Source organism: Clostridium sp. FP2, from assembly GCF_011065955.2.
GTDB classification, from domain to species: Bacteria; Bacillota; Clostridia; order Clostridiales; family Clostridiaceae; genus Clostridium_AD; species Clostridium_AD tagluense.
In genome coordinates this window covers 2301250-2317382 of the sequence record NZ_JAAMNI020000001.1, presented here as the reverse complement: position 1 = coordinate 2317382, position 16133 = coordinate 2301250, and the positions used below count along the sequence as shown (strand labels likewise).

Genomic DNA, 16133 nt, shown 5'->3' with positions numbered 1-16133 from the left:
AAAATCGTTTTGTCCTTGATTAAGGTAATACCATAAAAGTGGATACTACCACTCTTTCACCTTTACTATCACATGGATTATTAATTACTTTCCCATTATAATACATAGATGAAGAGCTTCCCCCATCAAGATTTGATGCATTGTAAGCTCCATACTCTAAAAGTATATTTTGCACATCTAGTAATGTCGCTCCTAGTGATTTTGCACTTCTACCATCAATTGTGAGCATAATAACTGTGCCATCTGCTTTTTGTCCTATTGCTGTTCTTGGAGCAATTCCCCATCCACCTTCACTGCCATCTTTAATTGTAGGTTTTCCATTAACTATAAGTGCAGGTCCAAAGCTAACAGCTTCTGTTGTATTAAGATTTTTTAATTCATTTAATGAATAAGTACCAACCATAAGAATGCCTTTATCTGTAAAAGCAACAATTTCTGTTTTCTTGGTATTGTCTTTTATATCGTTAAAAATAACCTTCCCATTATGCATTATAAGTCCTGCTGGAGATATCCCATTACCTAAATCATCTATAAAGGCCCCTGCATTAATAGCACATATTGCTTTATTTTCTTTAGCTATTTGACTTGTAGTTTTAACATTTTTTGAAATATCATTATTAACTCCAACCACAATCTTCTTACCGCCAGGTACCATTAATATTTTACCTTTAAAATGCTTACCAGTAATCTCATGTTCAGTAATAATGTTTTCTTTTGTTTTACTTTCATCACTTGAAATTTTGTTGGTTACTAGGGTTGGATTTTTTTTATTATCCGCCAAAACCGGATTATTTTTTGCATTAGTAAGCATTATTCCTCCCATTAGCGCTAATGCTAGTACAGGGATTATTGACCATTTATATGAATTTTTCTTAAACTTAGATATCATAGTAACTCTCCTTTTAATTTGAGATTTATTATTTATAATGCAAGCCATTCCATATGTGTGGGTTGTCTTTTTATAACTTTCTAATAATTTTATAATGGTTTTCCCATAATTTATATAATCATTTGAATTAACATAAGATAAAGCTAATGCATCACAAGCGAGTTCCTTATCATTACGCATTCTGTAAAACGAATACCATATAATAGGATTAAACCAATGTATTATTTGAAGTGCGCAAGATATAATACTTACTAGTATGTCTCTTCGTTTTATATGAGCTAATTCATGTAAAATTACAAACTCTAATTCATCTCGATTTAGACAATTCTCTATGTCAATAGGCAATAATAATTTTGGTTTTACAAACCCAAAAACACAGGGTGTTTTAACTAAATTAGTATTAATAATTTTTATATTAGATTTCAAATTAAGCTTATTTTTACATTGTAATAAAAGGCTTATAAATTCTTGATTTATACATATATGTTGATTCTTAAGCTTATCCCTTAATTTTACTGTCATTATAATTGTATAAGCACCAATTATTATTACTCCCAGTAACCAGATGCAACTTATTAGCTGCAAATTCACGGGACTATCTTTAATTTTAATTATATTTTCCCATAAAATTGCTAGGCTACTGCGTAGTGTAGTTTTGTCTTTACTTGTTGTTACATTTTCCTTCCCTATTAGGTTTTTATTATTTTCAGCTAGTTTCTCCTCATTGTAATTTTGCATCTTCCCAGTTGTTTCATTTTTTAATGTATACTGCATTTGTGTAGGATTTTTATCGCTAAATTTAAAAATATTAAAAACACTTAATGAGCTTTGTGGTCCATAAGGTATTAATAATCTAATTATAAGAATAAGCCAAATAGCATAGTGCCACCTCACCCCTAGCTTCTCTTTAAACAATATCTTAAAAAGAAGAATTATTAAACTTAAAACACTTGCCAAAGCTGTTGAATATAATACCCACTTAAAAATAGATATAAGCCACAACATAAACACACCAATTTACCCTTTCTTTTTATCAAGAATATTTTTCAATTCCTCAATATCCTCATCAGATAATTCTGATTCATTTAAGAAATTAGCAATCATCCCATTTAAAGAACCATTAAACACACGCTTTATAAAAGAGTCACTTTCAGCTTTTATACACTCATTTTCTGATAATATTGGAAAATAATAATATGTTTTTTTATCCTTTTCATCTATTTTATAACCTAAAACTTCCTTTTTAATTAAACGATTTATTAAAGTTCTAATAGTATTTGACTTCCAATCAGTAATTTTACTTAAAGCATCAACAATCTCGTTAGCAGTACAAGGAACATTACCCCAAGCATACTTCATTATTTCCCATTCTGAATTTGATATTTTAGATACATCTGCCATTTTCTCATCTCCTTTTATTTCAGATATATATTATCTTGGACTCATCATATATTACATGTGTAATATGTAATTGTCAATATAATTTATAATTATTTTACAATTTTTATAACAAGGCTATATATTCTTAATGGTAAACAAAAGTTTTTCAATGACTAAAGGTCTTTTTTGCTGTTCATCAAAAATATGATATAATAATTCTTAATTGGCTTCTCTATATTTAAATAAATTTGAGATGTCTAATTTGTTTGAATATAAAAAGCAGCACAGGGCATAAAAATATTGCAACAACAGTTTAAAACTAAAAGGAGCTGATTTATATGAAAAAAATATATTTAAAGAATGGAAAAGAAGTTACTATTAGAGAGGCTTCAAAAGAAGATGCAAAGCTTATGATAGCTTTTTATAATCTAGTAGGTGGAGAAACTGACTTTCTTTCCTTTGGGAAAAATGAATTTATAAAGGATTTAACTGATTACGAGAATTTTTTAGAAACTACCAGAAAGGAAGATAATTCAATAATATTACTTGCAGAAATCGATAATAAAATAATGGGTATAGCCACAATTAATTCTAGTCCCAAGTCTAGATTTAAGCATGTTGGCGAATTTGGAATAGTTATAGCAGCGCAATATTGTGAACTGGGGCTTGGCAGAAAAATTATGGATAATCTTATAATATGGGCAAATGCAAATGGCATCACTAAAAAGATAAGCCTTGTAACTAGTGAAAATAATTATAGAGCCATGGAATTATATAAGAAAGTTGGATTTCAAGTAGAAGGTACACTAAAAAATGATACTTATGTAAATGGCGTTTATGGTAATACAATTGTAATGGGAATGATTCTTTAGGCTATTCTACCCAATATTAAAGATAAATCCTACAAAGCCTGCTTGTCATTCTTTAACACAATATTTCCACCTAAAAAATAGATTAGAGAGATTATATCTAATAAAGATATAACCTCTCTTTTTTTGTACATGCAGGGCTGGTACCATAATTATAATCACTATTAATAATATTTTATATTAAATCGCTTTTAAAACCCTTTCCCCTTACTTCAGAGGCATCAACTGTTATCATAAATGCATCATTGTCTATTTCTTTAATAATTAATTTCAATTCTGGGATCTGATGAAGTGGTACTGTGCAAAATAATATTTTTTCCCTCTTACCAGTATACCCACCTTGCCCATATAAAAAAGTAACTCCTCTATGCATTTTATATAGGATTCCACTACAAATTTCTTTTTCTTTTACAGTAATAATAAGCACTAATTTTTGTTTACCTATTCCAATTATTATTCTATCAGTAACTTCAGCCGTTATAAACATAGCCACTATAGTATATAATGCACTGGTTACTCCAAAAAAGAATGTAGCGATGACAACAATTATAATATTAATATAAAATGATATTTGTCCTATTTTATAATTATCATGTTTCACCTTTATAAGAGCTGAAATAATATTAAGTCCTCCTGCGGAACCGTGATTGCTGAATACTATTCCTATGCCAATTCCATTTAGTGCTCCCCCATATAAGCATAATAACAATGTATCCGTTGTATCAATAACTCCTTTTAATGGAGCTGTTAAGATTAAAAACATTGAAAATGATATTGTACCTATAAACGTAAGAATAGTAAATCTTTTGTTAAGGAATTTATAGCTTAATATTAATAGTGGAATATTTAATAGCAAAATCGAATATCCAGCAGGAAATTTGAACAAATATTGAATAATTAAGGATATCCCGGAAGCACCACCACTTAAAAGCTTTGCTTTGGATATAAACAAATTAATTGCAAGTGAAGATATCAAACTTCCGAGTAGTATAAAAAAAACATTCTTAACTATACTTTTGTTTAAATATTTAATCATTTCGTTTCCACCCTTCGAATAAAATCTGCTTTTCAGACTTTTATAATATTATTTTTATAGATATTTGTGAAAACACAATGAATATTAACCAGTTCTTATATTGTGCCATAACAATAGCATATTGTGAAGGGGTTACTGCTATGAAATATCTAGACTCTTTTTACAAATATATAAAATAGTCTATTGACAATAGGATAAAATTGTATTATTATAAATTTTAATTAGTAGTACATCATGTACTACTATTCTAAACAGCAAATAAAATAATTATATATTGAGTGTAAAAACGCAGTAAAAATTAATCTAAAGTGAGAGGTGTAGCATGAACACGCAATCTACTAATAAAAAATCATATTACAATACAATGCTTACAATAGCCATACCGGTTTCTATTCAAAGTTTATTTCAAGCTTCTTTAAGCGTTATTGATCAATTAATGGTAGGGCAATTGGGTGAAGAAGCAATTGCAACTGTTGGACTTGGATCAAGATTTCCCTTTCTTTTTCTAATAACTTTATCTGCTGTAGGCTGTACCACATCTATTATGATATCTCAATACTGGGGTAAAAAAGATAATAAAAACATAGCAAATGTAGTTTGCGGAAATTTACTATTAGGAATGATTATAACCCTAATATTTTCTTTGATTTCCTTAATATTTTCAAAACAAGTATTAAGTCTATATACTAATGATATTAAAATAGTTACACTAGGAAGTAAGTATCTTATAATTAATGCTGTTTCCTATATACCAATGCTTTTAATTACGATTTATGCATCAGTTTTAAGAAGTACAGGTCATGTTAAATCTCCAATGTATGCAGGGGTATTTGCAGTAGTTTTAAATACACTATTAAATTACTTACTTATATTCGGAAAATTCGGATTTCCCCAAATAGGATTTTTAGGCACAGCCTATGCTACAACTATTACTAGATTTCTAGAAGCAGCGTTACTTATAGTCTTTACTTATGCTAATAAGTATCCTGGTGCATATAAAATAGTGGATCTGTGCCATATTTCATCTGTATTTATGAAAAAAATCCTTATTATAGCTCGCCCTTTATTAATAAATGAATTTTTATGGGCTTTAGGAGAGACTATGTATTCAATTATCTATGGAAGAATGGGTACCTCTGAGATTGCCTCAATGACCCTTACTTATCCTATTCAAAGCTTAAGCATAGGTTTATTTGCAGGTGTGAGTAGTGCCGCTGGGATTATGGTAGGAAATAAATTAGGACTAGGCGAGCACGAGCTTGCTTTTAAATATTCAAAAAAATTCATAAAAATGGGTATTATGGGTTCAGCTATTTTTGGTATCCTATTAGTAACTTGTTCAAACTTATATATTTCCGTATTTAATGTATCTAGTGATCTACAAGATTGTACATTTAAATTATTAGTTATGTTTAGTATAGTTTTATGGATTAAAGTATCAAATATGATTATAGGTGGCGGAATCTTAAGAAGTGGTGGAAAAACTAAATATACACTTTACTTAGATATGATTGGAACATGGGGAATTGGGGTTCCTCTGGGTTTTGTTTCAGCCTTTGTTTTAAAACTAGAAGTCCACTGGGTTTATTTAATAGTTTCAGGTGAAGAATTTGTAAGATTTATTATTGGTCTTAAAATAATGCATTCAAGGAAATGGATGGCCAATTTAACTGGAGTAAATCCAGAAGTTGAGATAGAAGAAATACTTTAAAAAGAGAGGAAAGATCAAGTATGGATGAAATATTAATTTTATTAGAAAAGCTAAATTTCTCAAAAACAGAAGCGGCAGTTTATGTTGATTTGTTGAAAAATTCAAGCTCAAATGGATATCAAATTGCTAAAAACCTAAATATGTCTCGTTCCTCCGTTTATTCTGCTTTAGATAATTTATATCAAAAGGGCATTGTGTTTTCCCTTCCAGGTAATTCTAAGCTATATAAAGCGGAAAATCCCTCAACCCTAACAAATAAAATGAAAAATGAATTTGTTAAGAGTGCGGATTTATTAGAAGTAAAATTACAACAATTAGAAACCTCCCATTCAGAAGAAAGATATTTAAATATATCAGGTTATGATAATATAATTTCAAAAACAAAGGAATTGCTATTAACCGCAGAAAAAGAAGTTTATATAAATACAGACTTTAATTTACAAACATTCTCTGAAGAATTTATTGAACTTGAAAAAAGGCAAGTTAGAATAATTATATTTTCCTTTGCTAAGGTTAATGGTGAAAAGCTACCAGTAGAAATATATACCCATAATGATGCCAGTTGTTTAGATAAACAAACAAGAATAATGTTAGTTATAGATTGCAAGAAAACATTAATTGCAGATAAAGGTCCACATAGAGAAGAGTTTTTAGGTACTTTTACAGATAATGTTCTTTTAGCTTCAGTTGTATCGGAACATATTCATAATGATATATATCTTTTAAAATTAAAAAATAAATATGGAGATAATTTAATTAACGAGGGTATTAAGTTAAATACTATACTTGAAAATAGATAAAATTTAACATTTTTTCACCACCATCAGACATATATATATGCTAGGGATAATTTCAAGCCATTAGCTGTTATGTAGTAAAATTTCATTTGGTAATTTATTAAATATATTATATAATTAGTATATGCTATTTTAAAAAAAATACAAAAATAAAGGTAGGTGTTATTTTGAGAATGATTTTATTAGGTGCCCCTGGAGCTGGAAAAGGTACTCAAGCAAATCTAATATGTGAGAAATACAACATACCCCATCTATCAACTGGAGATATTTTTAGAATGAACATTTCAACCTGTACTCCACTTGGTGTACAAGCAAAAAAATATATTGATAAGGGACAGTTAGTGCCTGATGATTTAACTATTCAAGTAGTAGAAGATAGACTAGTAAGAGAGGATTGCAAAGATGGCTTTCTATTAGATGGATTTCCAAGGACAGTTTTTCAAGCAGAGGAACTTGCTAAATTTCTACAAAGTATTAATAATACCTTGGATGTTGTACTTCTAATCGATGTTCCTACAGCGTTTATACTTGAAAGAAACATTGGACGAAGGATATGTTCTTCCTGTGGATCAAGTTATCATATAAAATTTAATCCACCGGAAGAATTAGGTATCTGTGACTTTTGTAGCGGAAAATTAATTCAAAGAAATGATGATAATGAAGAGACGGTTAAAGAAAGACTTAATGTTTATACTACTCAGACCCATCCTCTAATAGATTACTATAAAACTAATCATTCTTTATCTACAGTTGATGGTAGAGATGATATACTTACCGTTTCAAAAAATATCTTTTTAATACTAGATAATTAATATATTTTAATAAAGCTTCAATGTTTTAGCTTATTTGGTCTTGGACTAAACTTTTAAGTGTTATGCTCTCTTTGAAAATTGGGTCTAAGGCCAATGATTTTTCTGTGTACTCTAGCGCTTTTTCAATTTTTCTTAGATTATAAAAGCAAACTCCAATCCTATAATAGATTTCAGACGTAGCACCATATAATTCATATGAATATTGAAAAAATCTTAAAGCATCATTATCATTACCAATATAACTAAACAATAAGCCTATATAGTATGCTAAATCCCCCTCTTCACCAATAGGAAAATAGTGCTCCCAAACTTTATTCATTACCATAATCAATTCTTCAGTAGGAAAGTTTTCCTCCGTATCTATTCTTTCAAGTAGTATGTTATAAACTTCTTGAAATGTTCTTGCATCCCATACAGTAAATCGAAGAAAGGTTAGTATCTCTTTAGTCTCTAGAGATTCACTTAGAGGCACTACTGCTTTTTTTAAAATATAAAAATCATCTGGTCCTATACTTTCGATAATCTCATTATATGCCATTGTGGTTTCTACGAAATTATGAGAACTGTTTGTTAATACAAACAAAGACATGTTTATATTTTCATGTTCATATATGCTATGAATGGCTTTCCCACCAATATTTTTGAAATACTGTTCCAATGAATGAAAGTTAACAGTCATAGAAATACATCCGTGTTTTGATAAAAATGGATGAGAATTTTTCAACATAGCCTTTTCATCTTTATAACCTTTATCCGCAGAAATTAAAATTATGTCATCATTAAATAATCTTTTTAATCTAGAAATACATCTCATAGCCATTATTGGAAGTGAAAAGGATGTATCTTCCAAGTGATTTTTATAATATACAAGGATATCATTAAAATTATCATCTTCATAGTAATTTCCACCTTGGATTTGGTTGTCTGTATAGTAATAATCTAAGCCGGCCAGTATGGATTTATCTTCAGCATCAGCCTTTACTTTTGGAGAAGTTACTGTAATCAAACCTTCAAAAATTTCTCCCTTGTTTACATAAAAGGTATCTTGTGGAAGACTGTCAAAGGTATAATTAGCGATTAAGATCAAAGGATTTTTAAGCTTTCCGCGGGCTAAAATTTCACCACTGTTTCTTAATTTAAGCTGATCATCTTTAGCTATATCGAAGGTTGCACAGTCAAGTATTCCACAATCAAAATAGGGTTTTAAAAAGCTATGGTTTTGCCAATATTCAATGTTTTTTTCAGAAAAATCAGTTACTATATATTTAAATTTCAACCCTTTTAGAGAAGAATTTTCTATTATATGCAAGAATCTTTTAAGGAAAGTATAGGTAAATCGACCCACTCCTGACGCAAGCTCCATTATGTATATAGTAGAGTTTTTATCTATATCAGTTCTTGTAACATAATCTCTGCAATATCCAAATATAGTTTTAGCATATAAGTTCGCTATATAAGGATTAGTCGTTATATATTGAGGCACAATTCCCAGGGTCCAGGCTTCTGGACCCTGATTTGAGAAAAAATCTTTCTGCAGCTTCCATAGCATGGATTGTGATAATTGTTTTTCAGCTTCGATTATAATATCGGTATGCTCCTCACTTGTTGTCTCAAGGTCTCTATGAATATTGTACTGTTTAATTTTGTTTGACAAAACAATTCCCCCTAAATAGAAAAATAAAATGGTTTAAAATACTATATTACTTATTCCTAAACTCTTAAGAATACCTGTTGCAATCGCCTTAGCTAATTTATATTGATATGCATCTGTAGTTAATAGTTTTTCTTCTTCTGGATTAGAAATGAATGATGTCTCCACCAGTATAGAAGTAGCATCTACATTTTTTATAACATATAAACCAGTAGTAGTTTTAAGACCCCTATCTACTCTTCCAGTTTCTTTGATTAGTTCGGTTTGTACAGCTTGAGCCAGCTTTTGTCCAGCTACACTACCACTGAAATAATAAGTCTCAATGCCACTAGCTGTTAGAGCTGAAAAGCTATTCTCATGAATACTTACAAAATAATCTGGTTTAGCTGCATTAGATATATCACATCTTGCTTGAAGATTTTGAGCTTCATTTGTGGACCAAGCTATATTATCACTAGTTCTTGTGTATACTGTGTCAACACCATTCTTAACTAATATACTTCCAACCTTTAAAGTAATTGCAAGTGTTATGTCCTTCTCATTAATTCCCGTTGGTCCTGTTGCTCCGGGATCATATCCTCCATGTCCTGCATCTAAAACTACTTTGTATTTCTTTTGGGTAGTTGCTATTACATTTACTACCAAATTAACTTTTATAGTACTGTCTTTAATAGTTCCTTGAAATGTATATACTCCAGCCTTGCTTGTATCTAGTGAATTACTATTCCAAACTACATCTACATCTTTTTTGGAGTTATTACTCATAGTAGCTTGTACAGTTTTAGGGAAGATATATTTACCACCTTGTTCTATGTTGGTCTTTATATCTCCAACTGAAGATACTTTAAAAATAGAATCGTAATTAGTATCGGAATTCGCAAATCCAGCATATTTCATTGATCCATTAGCTATAGCTTTTGCCTCATTATTTTGATATTCTGCACTACTTAATAATATCTCTTCATCTGGATTGGTCAGGAACCCTAATTCCAAAACTACTGCGGGGCAACTTATCTTATTTAATATTCCTAAGTTTGCTTCGTTACTTGCTTCTTTTATCCCCCTATTAGTAGCTTGTGTTGCTTTTATTAATTCATCTTGAATTGAAGTCGCAAGCATCTTATTACTACTAGCACCCGCTTTATAATATGTTTCAATTCCTTTCGGAGTATTTGAAGTATAGGAATTAGTGTTTATACTTAAAAATAGATCCGCTTTTGCAGTGGTAGCAATTTTAGCTTTTGCCTCATCCTCATCACTCTGATTCCAAGATACTGAATCACTGTTTCTTGTGTATACTACGTTAAACCCTCTTGTTTTTAGTATGTTACCTAGTTTTAACGCTGTACTTAAATTTATATCCTTAGCCTTAACACCATTTATGCCAGTAATTGCTTTATAGTACTGACCTGGGTCTATACATACAGTGAACTCACTTGGTTTTGTAGGGGCACTTTTAGTAGTAAAATTCATTCTAACTTCACTTGGAAGAGATTTTCCGTCAGCAGAATTAACCTGGTTTGTCACTATCAAAGTATATGTCTTATTATATTCATAATTTTTCACTGGTTCAACTACCACATTTTTATTACTATTAGCTAAACTAACTTTAATATCTATGTATTCATTATTTTCTCCAACCATCTTAATGTTTGTAGTATTCACAGTAGTAGCACTCAGAGGTTTATTAAAACTCACTGTCCAAGGTTTACTAACTACCACATCCTTTTTAGAACCCATATCTGTAAATGTACTAGCCTTTACTATTATTTGCATAGGTATACACAATGCAAAAGTTACGATCATAATTATAAATGTTTTAAAAATGTTTTTCATATAACTCCTCCTAAATCTTTATAGTTTTCATATTTAATTATTATATCATTATTTGAATAATCTTAAATATAAATGTAAATTAAAATGTGAAATTGCTTGATAATCAGTAGTCTTATAAAATATTCTTCCACTTTATAATACGTTTGTTTTAACTATTCGTTTCAATTTGGGATAAACAATTCTTACCATTATATTTTTCTAACTATATACTTGTCCCAATTACAAGTTTCCGTCAGTGCCCTTATTTTTTCTTTAATATTTGAATTTGTCCTAAAGATCTTTCCTTACCATCATTCCCAACTCTAGTCATTATATATACTTCATAAAAATCTCCACTTACTTCAACATTATTTTTATCCATATACTCAATAAGAGTTTTATAATACTTACTTGTATCCTTATAATCATCATCAAAATTTAATGTTATATATTCGCCCTTTGGCAAAGTTATTAAATTATTATCATCATTTGCAATAGATTCAGAAACACTAATTAACATATTATTATATATTAGTTCATCATATTTTTTTATGTCTTCATAGGATACAGCAAAAGCAAGTTCTTTATTTGAACTGCTATACTTCTGTTCCATAGATACTAATATTTCACTTAAATTTATTTCAAACTCTTCTGTATACCTTTTTGTATTATTATATTTAATAAATTTTCTTTCTTGATTATATTTAATAAAAACATGGTCAATGCCTTCTTCTAAAGAATTTTTTATACGCTGCTCCAAAAAATTAATATTATTTTTCACTATGGTTAATTCTTTTATTTTAGCATCTATCATTTCCTTTTGCTTACTTATTATATTAAGTATAGAATCAAATGAAGTATAATTTTCTATTAACTGCTTTATCTCCTCTAAGGATAAACCCATAGCCTTACACTGTTTTATTAAATCAAGTATTACTAAGTGTTTAGCAGAATAATATCTGTATCTGCTTTTTTCATTTATATATGAAGGTTTTAGTAGTCCAACTTTATCATAATATCGCAATGTTTGAATTGATAGATTTTGTAACTTTGACATTTCTCCTATTGAAAAATTTGTCCCCATATTCTCACCTCACTTGTGTTTAATAATTTTCATAAAATAACTAGTACATATGCTAATCTATTTTTTAAGATACTTTATTCACACTTGATTTTTGCAAATAAAAAACTACGCCTAAATTACTTTAGGCATAGTATTATTATACTACTATTTTTCCTTTTTATAAGAAATTTTCAAACTATTATTTTCATTTAAGCACCGAAAGTCTATTCAGCAAAAACTGCTTGTGTGGAAGTTTTTACATTAGCAATTAATTTTATAGTTATAAATGTTAAACTTTCAGATACTGTTGCGCTTATCCATATCCCATTTATTCCAAACATACTTCCAAATATAAATAAACATATTGGCAAGAAAATAACCGATCTACATATGCAGCTTATATTTGAATACATTGGTTTTTCTATAGCTTGATAGTATACAAGAGTATTTAGATTTAATCCTACTACAAAATAACTAAAACTTGCTACTCTAAGTGCCCTATAAGCGAGTTTAGCTATATATGGATCTGATGTAAATATTCCTATAAGGTTCTGTCCAAAAACAAAACTTGTTATAACAAAAGCTCCACTTATCAAAAGTGATGATATACAGGTTATTTTAAAGAATCCTATAAGTTTCTCAGCATCTTTTCTTCCATAGTTATAACTTAAAAGTGGTTGTACTCCTAGTGTTATTCCGTAAAGAACCATATATATATTTGTAGTTAAATAATTTATTATACTATATGCAGAAATCCCCACGTCCCCAACATATTTTGCTAAAGCTATATTATGCAATAACACAATTATTGAATAACTTGCTTGCGCAAAGAATGATGGGAAACCTATTAGTGAAAACTCTTTAATAATTTCTTTATTAAGTCTTACCTTCCCAAAAGTTAATTGACCTTTTCCTTTTAAGAAATGAGGTAATAACATACATACTGTAACTATTTGACCAAGTCCAGTAGCAATAGCTGCTCCCTTTATTCCAAAACCAAGTTGAAATATAAATACATAATCTAATATTATATTGGTTACCGCACCGCATATTGTAGATACCATTGCAAGTTTCGGTCTACCATCATTTCTAACAAAACTACTAAGAACTATTCCTGCTAAATTAGGAATACAAAATAGTGCATAAAACCTTAAATACTCTACGGACATAGTTTGCAATTTCTGTGTTGCTCCTAGCAAATTCACTATTCCTTCTGTAAAGAAGGCACCTATTATACTTATTCCAATACTAAGTATTAGTAAGAACTTAAACACTTGTCTAAATATATTTACTGCCTTTTCAGTATTGTTTGCTCCGAAATTTTTAGAGACTAGAGCTCCTCCACCTATTGCAAACATAGAAGCGAGTCCAAATAACAAAACTGTAAATGGTAACACTATGTTAACTGCTGCTAATGCTGAATCTCCAACACCTTGACCTACGAATATTCCATCGATAACTGTATACATTGAAGAAATAAACATAGCGATTGCTGATGGAACAGCGTATTTGAAAAATTTTTTCGTCATAAATATCCACCTTTTCTCATTATTTTCACACTTTTCCTAGTATAAACTATATTGTTACTATAGAGTCAACTTATTTTTTCAATAAGAAAAAGTGTTACTAAACATGGAAGTAGCAGATAAAAGTATATTAACATAATAAAGACATCCAGTTCGCTTTGCAAAATTGGATGTTTTTATTTGACTTATCTTAGCACTCTATTTACCAATTCAACCAAAGAATCCTTCACGAACTCCTTCTTCATAAAACAAATAGCTCCAAATGCCTCACACAAACCTAACTCATCAATAAAATTATATTTTCCACCATCTGAAAGTACAATCATTTTTGTATTCTTATACTCCTTGCCTAGCTCAATTACCACTTCTATTCCTGTTTTTTTAGGCATATATACATCAGTAATTACTAAATCAATATTTCCCATGCTTTTAAATAATTCTATACCTTCTTCTCCATCACATGCCTCATATATTCTATAACCTGATTGTTCTAAAATACCCCTTATAAAGTTTCTAATACTTATAGAATCATCAATAATTAAAATATTCTTTGATTCTTTGTTCATTTTTTAATTCCCCCCTTGTTATATTATCATTACCTTTGATATGTAATATTAAAAGCTTCAGAAGGCGATTTAGACTTGCGCTGAAGCTTTTCTTTGCTAAAGTAGAAAACCCTTACTTATAATATATTTATCGTATATTATAATAAAATATTAATATAAAATTTCAAAAACAATAAAAAAGTTATACTTATTATATCATACCAATACATAAAAGTATAAAAAATGACAAATTTACAGTAATTTAAGTAGCATAAACCTGGTTATATTCTTGAACTATTCTATTATGCATTTTACTAAAAAAATTATATAGCTTCATAGAAATTTCTAAGGTAGCTACGGTTTTTATTGCATAAAAATATGTAAAGTATTATATTTTAAATAAGGGGATGAATCGAGATGTTAGATATAATAATAAAAAACGGTTGTATAGTAGACGGTACAGGTAATGCTTCTTATAAAGGAAGTTTAGGGATAAAAGATGGAAAAGTAATAAAAATCAAAAGTAATATTGATGAACAAGCCTTAGAAATCATTGATGCTAATGGACTTGTAGTTTGCCCAGGGTTTATTGATGTGCACAGTCATAATGATTTAGTACCTTTTATGGATGAAAAAATACAAAATTTAAAACTAATGCAAGGTGTAACCACCGAGCTTGTAGGACAATGTGGCTTAGGGGTTGTTCCTTGTATTGAAAAAGAAAATAACATATGGAAAAACTATATAAGAGGAGTAGTTGGAGACCCCTCACTTAATTGGAGCTTCTCTAATCTTTATGACTATATACGTCAAATATCTTCAATAGAGCTAAAAAATAATTTTGCAATTCTAATTTCCCATGGAGCAATTAAATCAAGTGTTATGAACTTTGATAGTAGAATAGCAACTAAAGAGGAGATTAACACCATGTGTAATATAGCAGAGGATGCTATGAAAGCTGGTGCTTTTGGCATGTCTATAGGACTTCAATACCTACCTGGAATTTTCAGCACAAAAGATGAATTAATAGCTATATGTAGTATTATAGCTAAGTATGATGGAATTGTTATGGTTCATCTTAGAAATCATGATGATACTATAACAAATGCTCTAGAGGAAATAATTTATATAGCAAAGCAGTCTAAGGCACGTCTTCACATTTCACACTTGAGGTCTTATAACTCAAAGGATTTGGGTTGTGATGCTAAAAATCTTATAAGTTATATAGATAGTGCAGTAGCTAATGGAATTAAAATAACCTTTGACGAGCATTTGTATTTATCAGGAAGCACTCTTATGACTCAGCTTTTACCACCCTGGATTACTACTGGTGGAAGTGAAGAAATGGGTAAAAGGCTTAAAGATAAAAAAGTTGTCCTAAAACTTAAAGAAGAACTTAAAAGCCCTAAAACTCATTATAGTGGCTGGGACAATTATAGCTTAATTACAGGTTGGGATGGCATACTTATAACTTCAGTAAAAGAAAAGGAAAATTTAAAATACGTTGGAAAGACTGTAGGTAACATTGCTAAAGATTTAGGTATTGATCCCATAGATTTTGCGCTGCAGCTACTTATGGAAGAAAAATTTGGGGTAGCAGTAGTAACTCTAAATGTATTTTCAGAAGAGGATACCATTAAACTAATAAATCATCCACTACAAATGGTAGGATCAGACAGTATACCAGGTGGAAATCCACATCCGAGGCTTTATGGAAACTACCCACTTTTTATAGGTAAATTTGTGCGAGATAAAAAGGCCCTTTCTCTTGAGACCGCTATATATAAGACATCATATCTGCCTGCAAAAACCTTAGGACTTAAAAATATAGGAGAAATAGCTGTAGGTAAAACTGCTGATATAGTTTTATTTGATTTAAATGAAATCAAAGGTTTTGAGAATTACTTTAAACCAACCACAGCACCTGTGGGAATTAAATTTGTTGTATTAAATGGTAAAATTGCAGTAAAAAACAGTATAGTATGTAAATGTGGCTATGGAAAAGTTTATAATTTTTTGTAGAATTTTAAAGAAATAAG

General features: G+C 29.5%; 13 protein-coding genes. 5 read left to right on the top strand and 8 right to left on the bottom strand.

Annotated elements, in window-relative coordinates:
- Nucleotides 1-19: 19 nt before the first annotated feature.
- Both G9F71_RS11100 and G9F71_RS11095 read right to left on the bottom strand, forming a co-directional pair.
- On the bottom strand, nt 20-1894 hold the full coding sequence (locus G9F71_RS11100; protein WP_164948243.1) for a M56 and phosphodiester glycosidase domain-containing protein: 1875 nt from the start codon (nt 1892-1894) through the stop codon (nt 20-22).
- 12 nt (nt 1895-1906) lie between these two features.
- Nucleotides 1907-2290, bottom strand: coding sequence for a BlaI/MecI/CopY family transcriptional regulator (locus G9F71_RS11095; RefSeq protein ID WP_164948244.1), 384 nt, complete (start codon nt 2288-2290; stop codon nt 1907-1909).
- A 317-nt stretch (nt 2291-2607) separates the two neighbouring features.
- On the opposite strand from G9F71_RS11095, the gene G9F71_RS11090 reads away from it, so the two are divergent.
- Nucleotides 2608-3141 carry a GNAT family N-acetyltransferase gene (locus G9F71_RS11090; RefSeq protein ID WP_164948245.1) on the top strand — a complete coding sequence of 178 codons (534 nt, stop codon included), beginning with the start codon at nt 2608-2610 and terminating at the stop codon, nt 3139-3141.
- 172 nt (nt 3142-3313) lie between these two features.
- Here the strand turns inward: G9F71_RS11090 and G9F71_RS11085 are convergent, their stop codons facing one another.
- Nucleotides 3314-4174: a YitT family protein gene (locus G9F71_RS11085; protein ID WP_164948246.1), complete on the bottom strand. Its 861-nt coding sequence runs from the start codon at nt 4172-4174 to the stop codon at nt 3314-3316.
- Between the two features lie 322 nt (nt 4175-4496).
- Here G9F71_RS11085 and G9F71_RS11080 point away from each other — a divergent pair, with 322 nt between their 5' ends.
- From G9F71_RS11080 to G9F71_RS11070, 3 genes are all read left to right on the top strand, one after another.
- Nucleotides 4497-5885, top strand: a complete 1389-nt coding sequence (locus G9F71_RS11080; RefSeq protein WP_164948247.1) for an MATE family efflux transporter — start codon at nt 4497-4499, stop codon at nt 5883-5885.
- 20 nt (nt 5886-5905) lie between these two features.
- Nucleotides 5906-6685 (top strand): TrmB family transcriptional regulator, encoded by a 780-nt coding sequence (locus tag G9F71_RS11075; RefSeq protein WP_164948248.1) that lies wholly within the window; start codon nt 5906-5908, stop codon nt 6683-6685.
- A 164-nt stretch (nt 6686-6849) separates the two neighbouring features.
- Entirely contained in the window at nt 6850-7494 is a 645-nt protein-coding gene (locus G9F71_RS11070; protein WP_164948249.1) for an adenylate kinase, read from the top strand.
- A gap of 25 nt (nt 7495-7519) precedes the next feature.
- On the opposite strand, the gene G9F71_RS11065 is transcribed toward G9F71_RS11070, so the two are convergent.
- From G9F71_RS11065 to G9F71_RS11045, 5 genes are all read right to left on the bottom strand, one after another.
- A complete protein-coding gene (locus G9F71_RS11065) occupies nt 7520-9148 on the bottom strand; it encodes a tetratricopeptide repeat protein (protein WP_164948250.1) in 1629 nt (542 codons plus the stop codon).
- Nucleotides 9149-9181: 33 nt separating this feature from the next.
- Nucleotides 9182-10981 (bottom strand): N-acetylmuramoyl-L-alanine amidase, encoded by a 1800-nt coding sequence (locus tag G9F71_RS11060; RefSeq protein WP_164948251.1) that lies wholly within the window; start codon nt 10979-10981, stop codon nt 9182-9184.
- A gap of 241 nt (nt 10982-11222) precedes the next feature.
- The gene (locus G9F71_RS11055; protein ID WP_164948252.1) at nt 11223-12044 is read right to left on the bottom strand and encodes a MerR family transcriptional regulator; all 822 of its coding nucleotides are present in this window, start codon (nt 12042-12044) and stop codon (nt 11223-11225) included.
- Nucleotides 12045-12247: 203 nt separating this feature from the next.
- On the bottom strand, nt 12248-13552 hold the full coding sequence (locus tag G9F71_RS11050) for an MATE family efflux transporter (RefSeq protein WP_125002241.1): 1305 nt from the start codon (nt 13550-13552) through the stop codon (nt 12248-12250).
- Nucleotides 13553-13734: 182 nt separating this feature from the next.
- Nucleotides 13735-14115 carry a response regulator gene (locus tag G9F71_RS11045; protein WP_125002239.1) on the bottom strand — a complete coding sequence of 127 codons (381 nt, stop codon included), beginning with the start codon at nt 14113-14115 and terminating at the stop codon, nt 13735-13737.
- A 396-nt stretch (nt 14116-14511) separates the two neighbouring features.
- Between G9F71_RS11045 and G9F71_RS11040 the strand changes: the two genes are divergently transcribed.
- Nucleotides 14512-16116 carry an N-acyl-D-amino-acid deacylase family protein gene (locus G9F71_RS11040; protein ID WP_164948253.1) on the top strand — a complete coding sequence of 535 codons (1605 nt, stop codon included), beginning with the start codon at nt 14512-14514 and terminating at the stop codon, nt 16114-16116.
- Nucleotides 16117-16133: the final 17 nt, after the last annotated feature.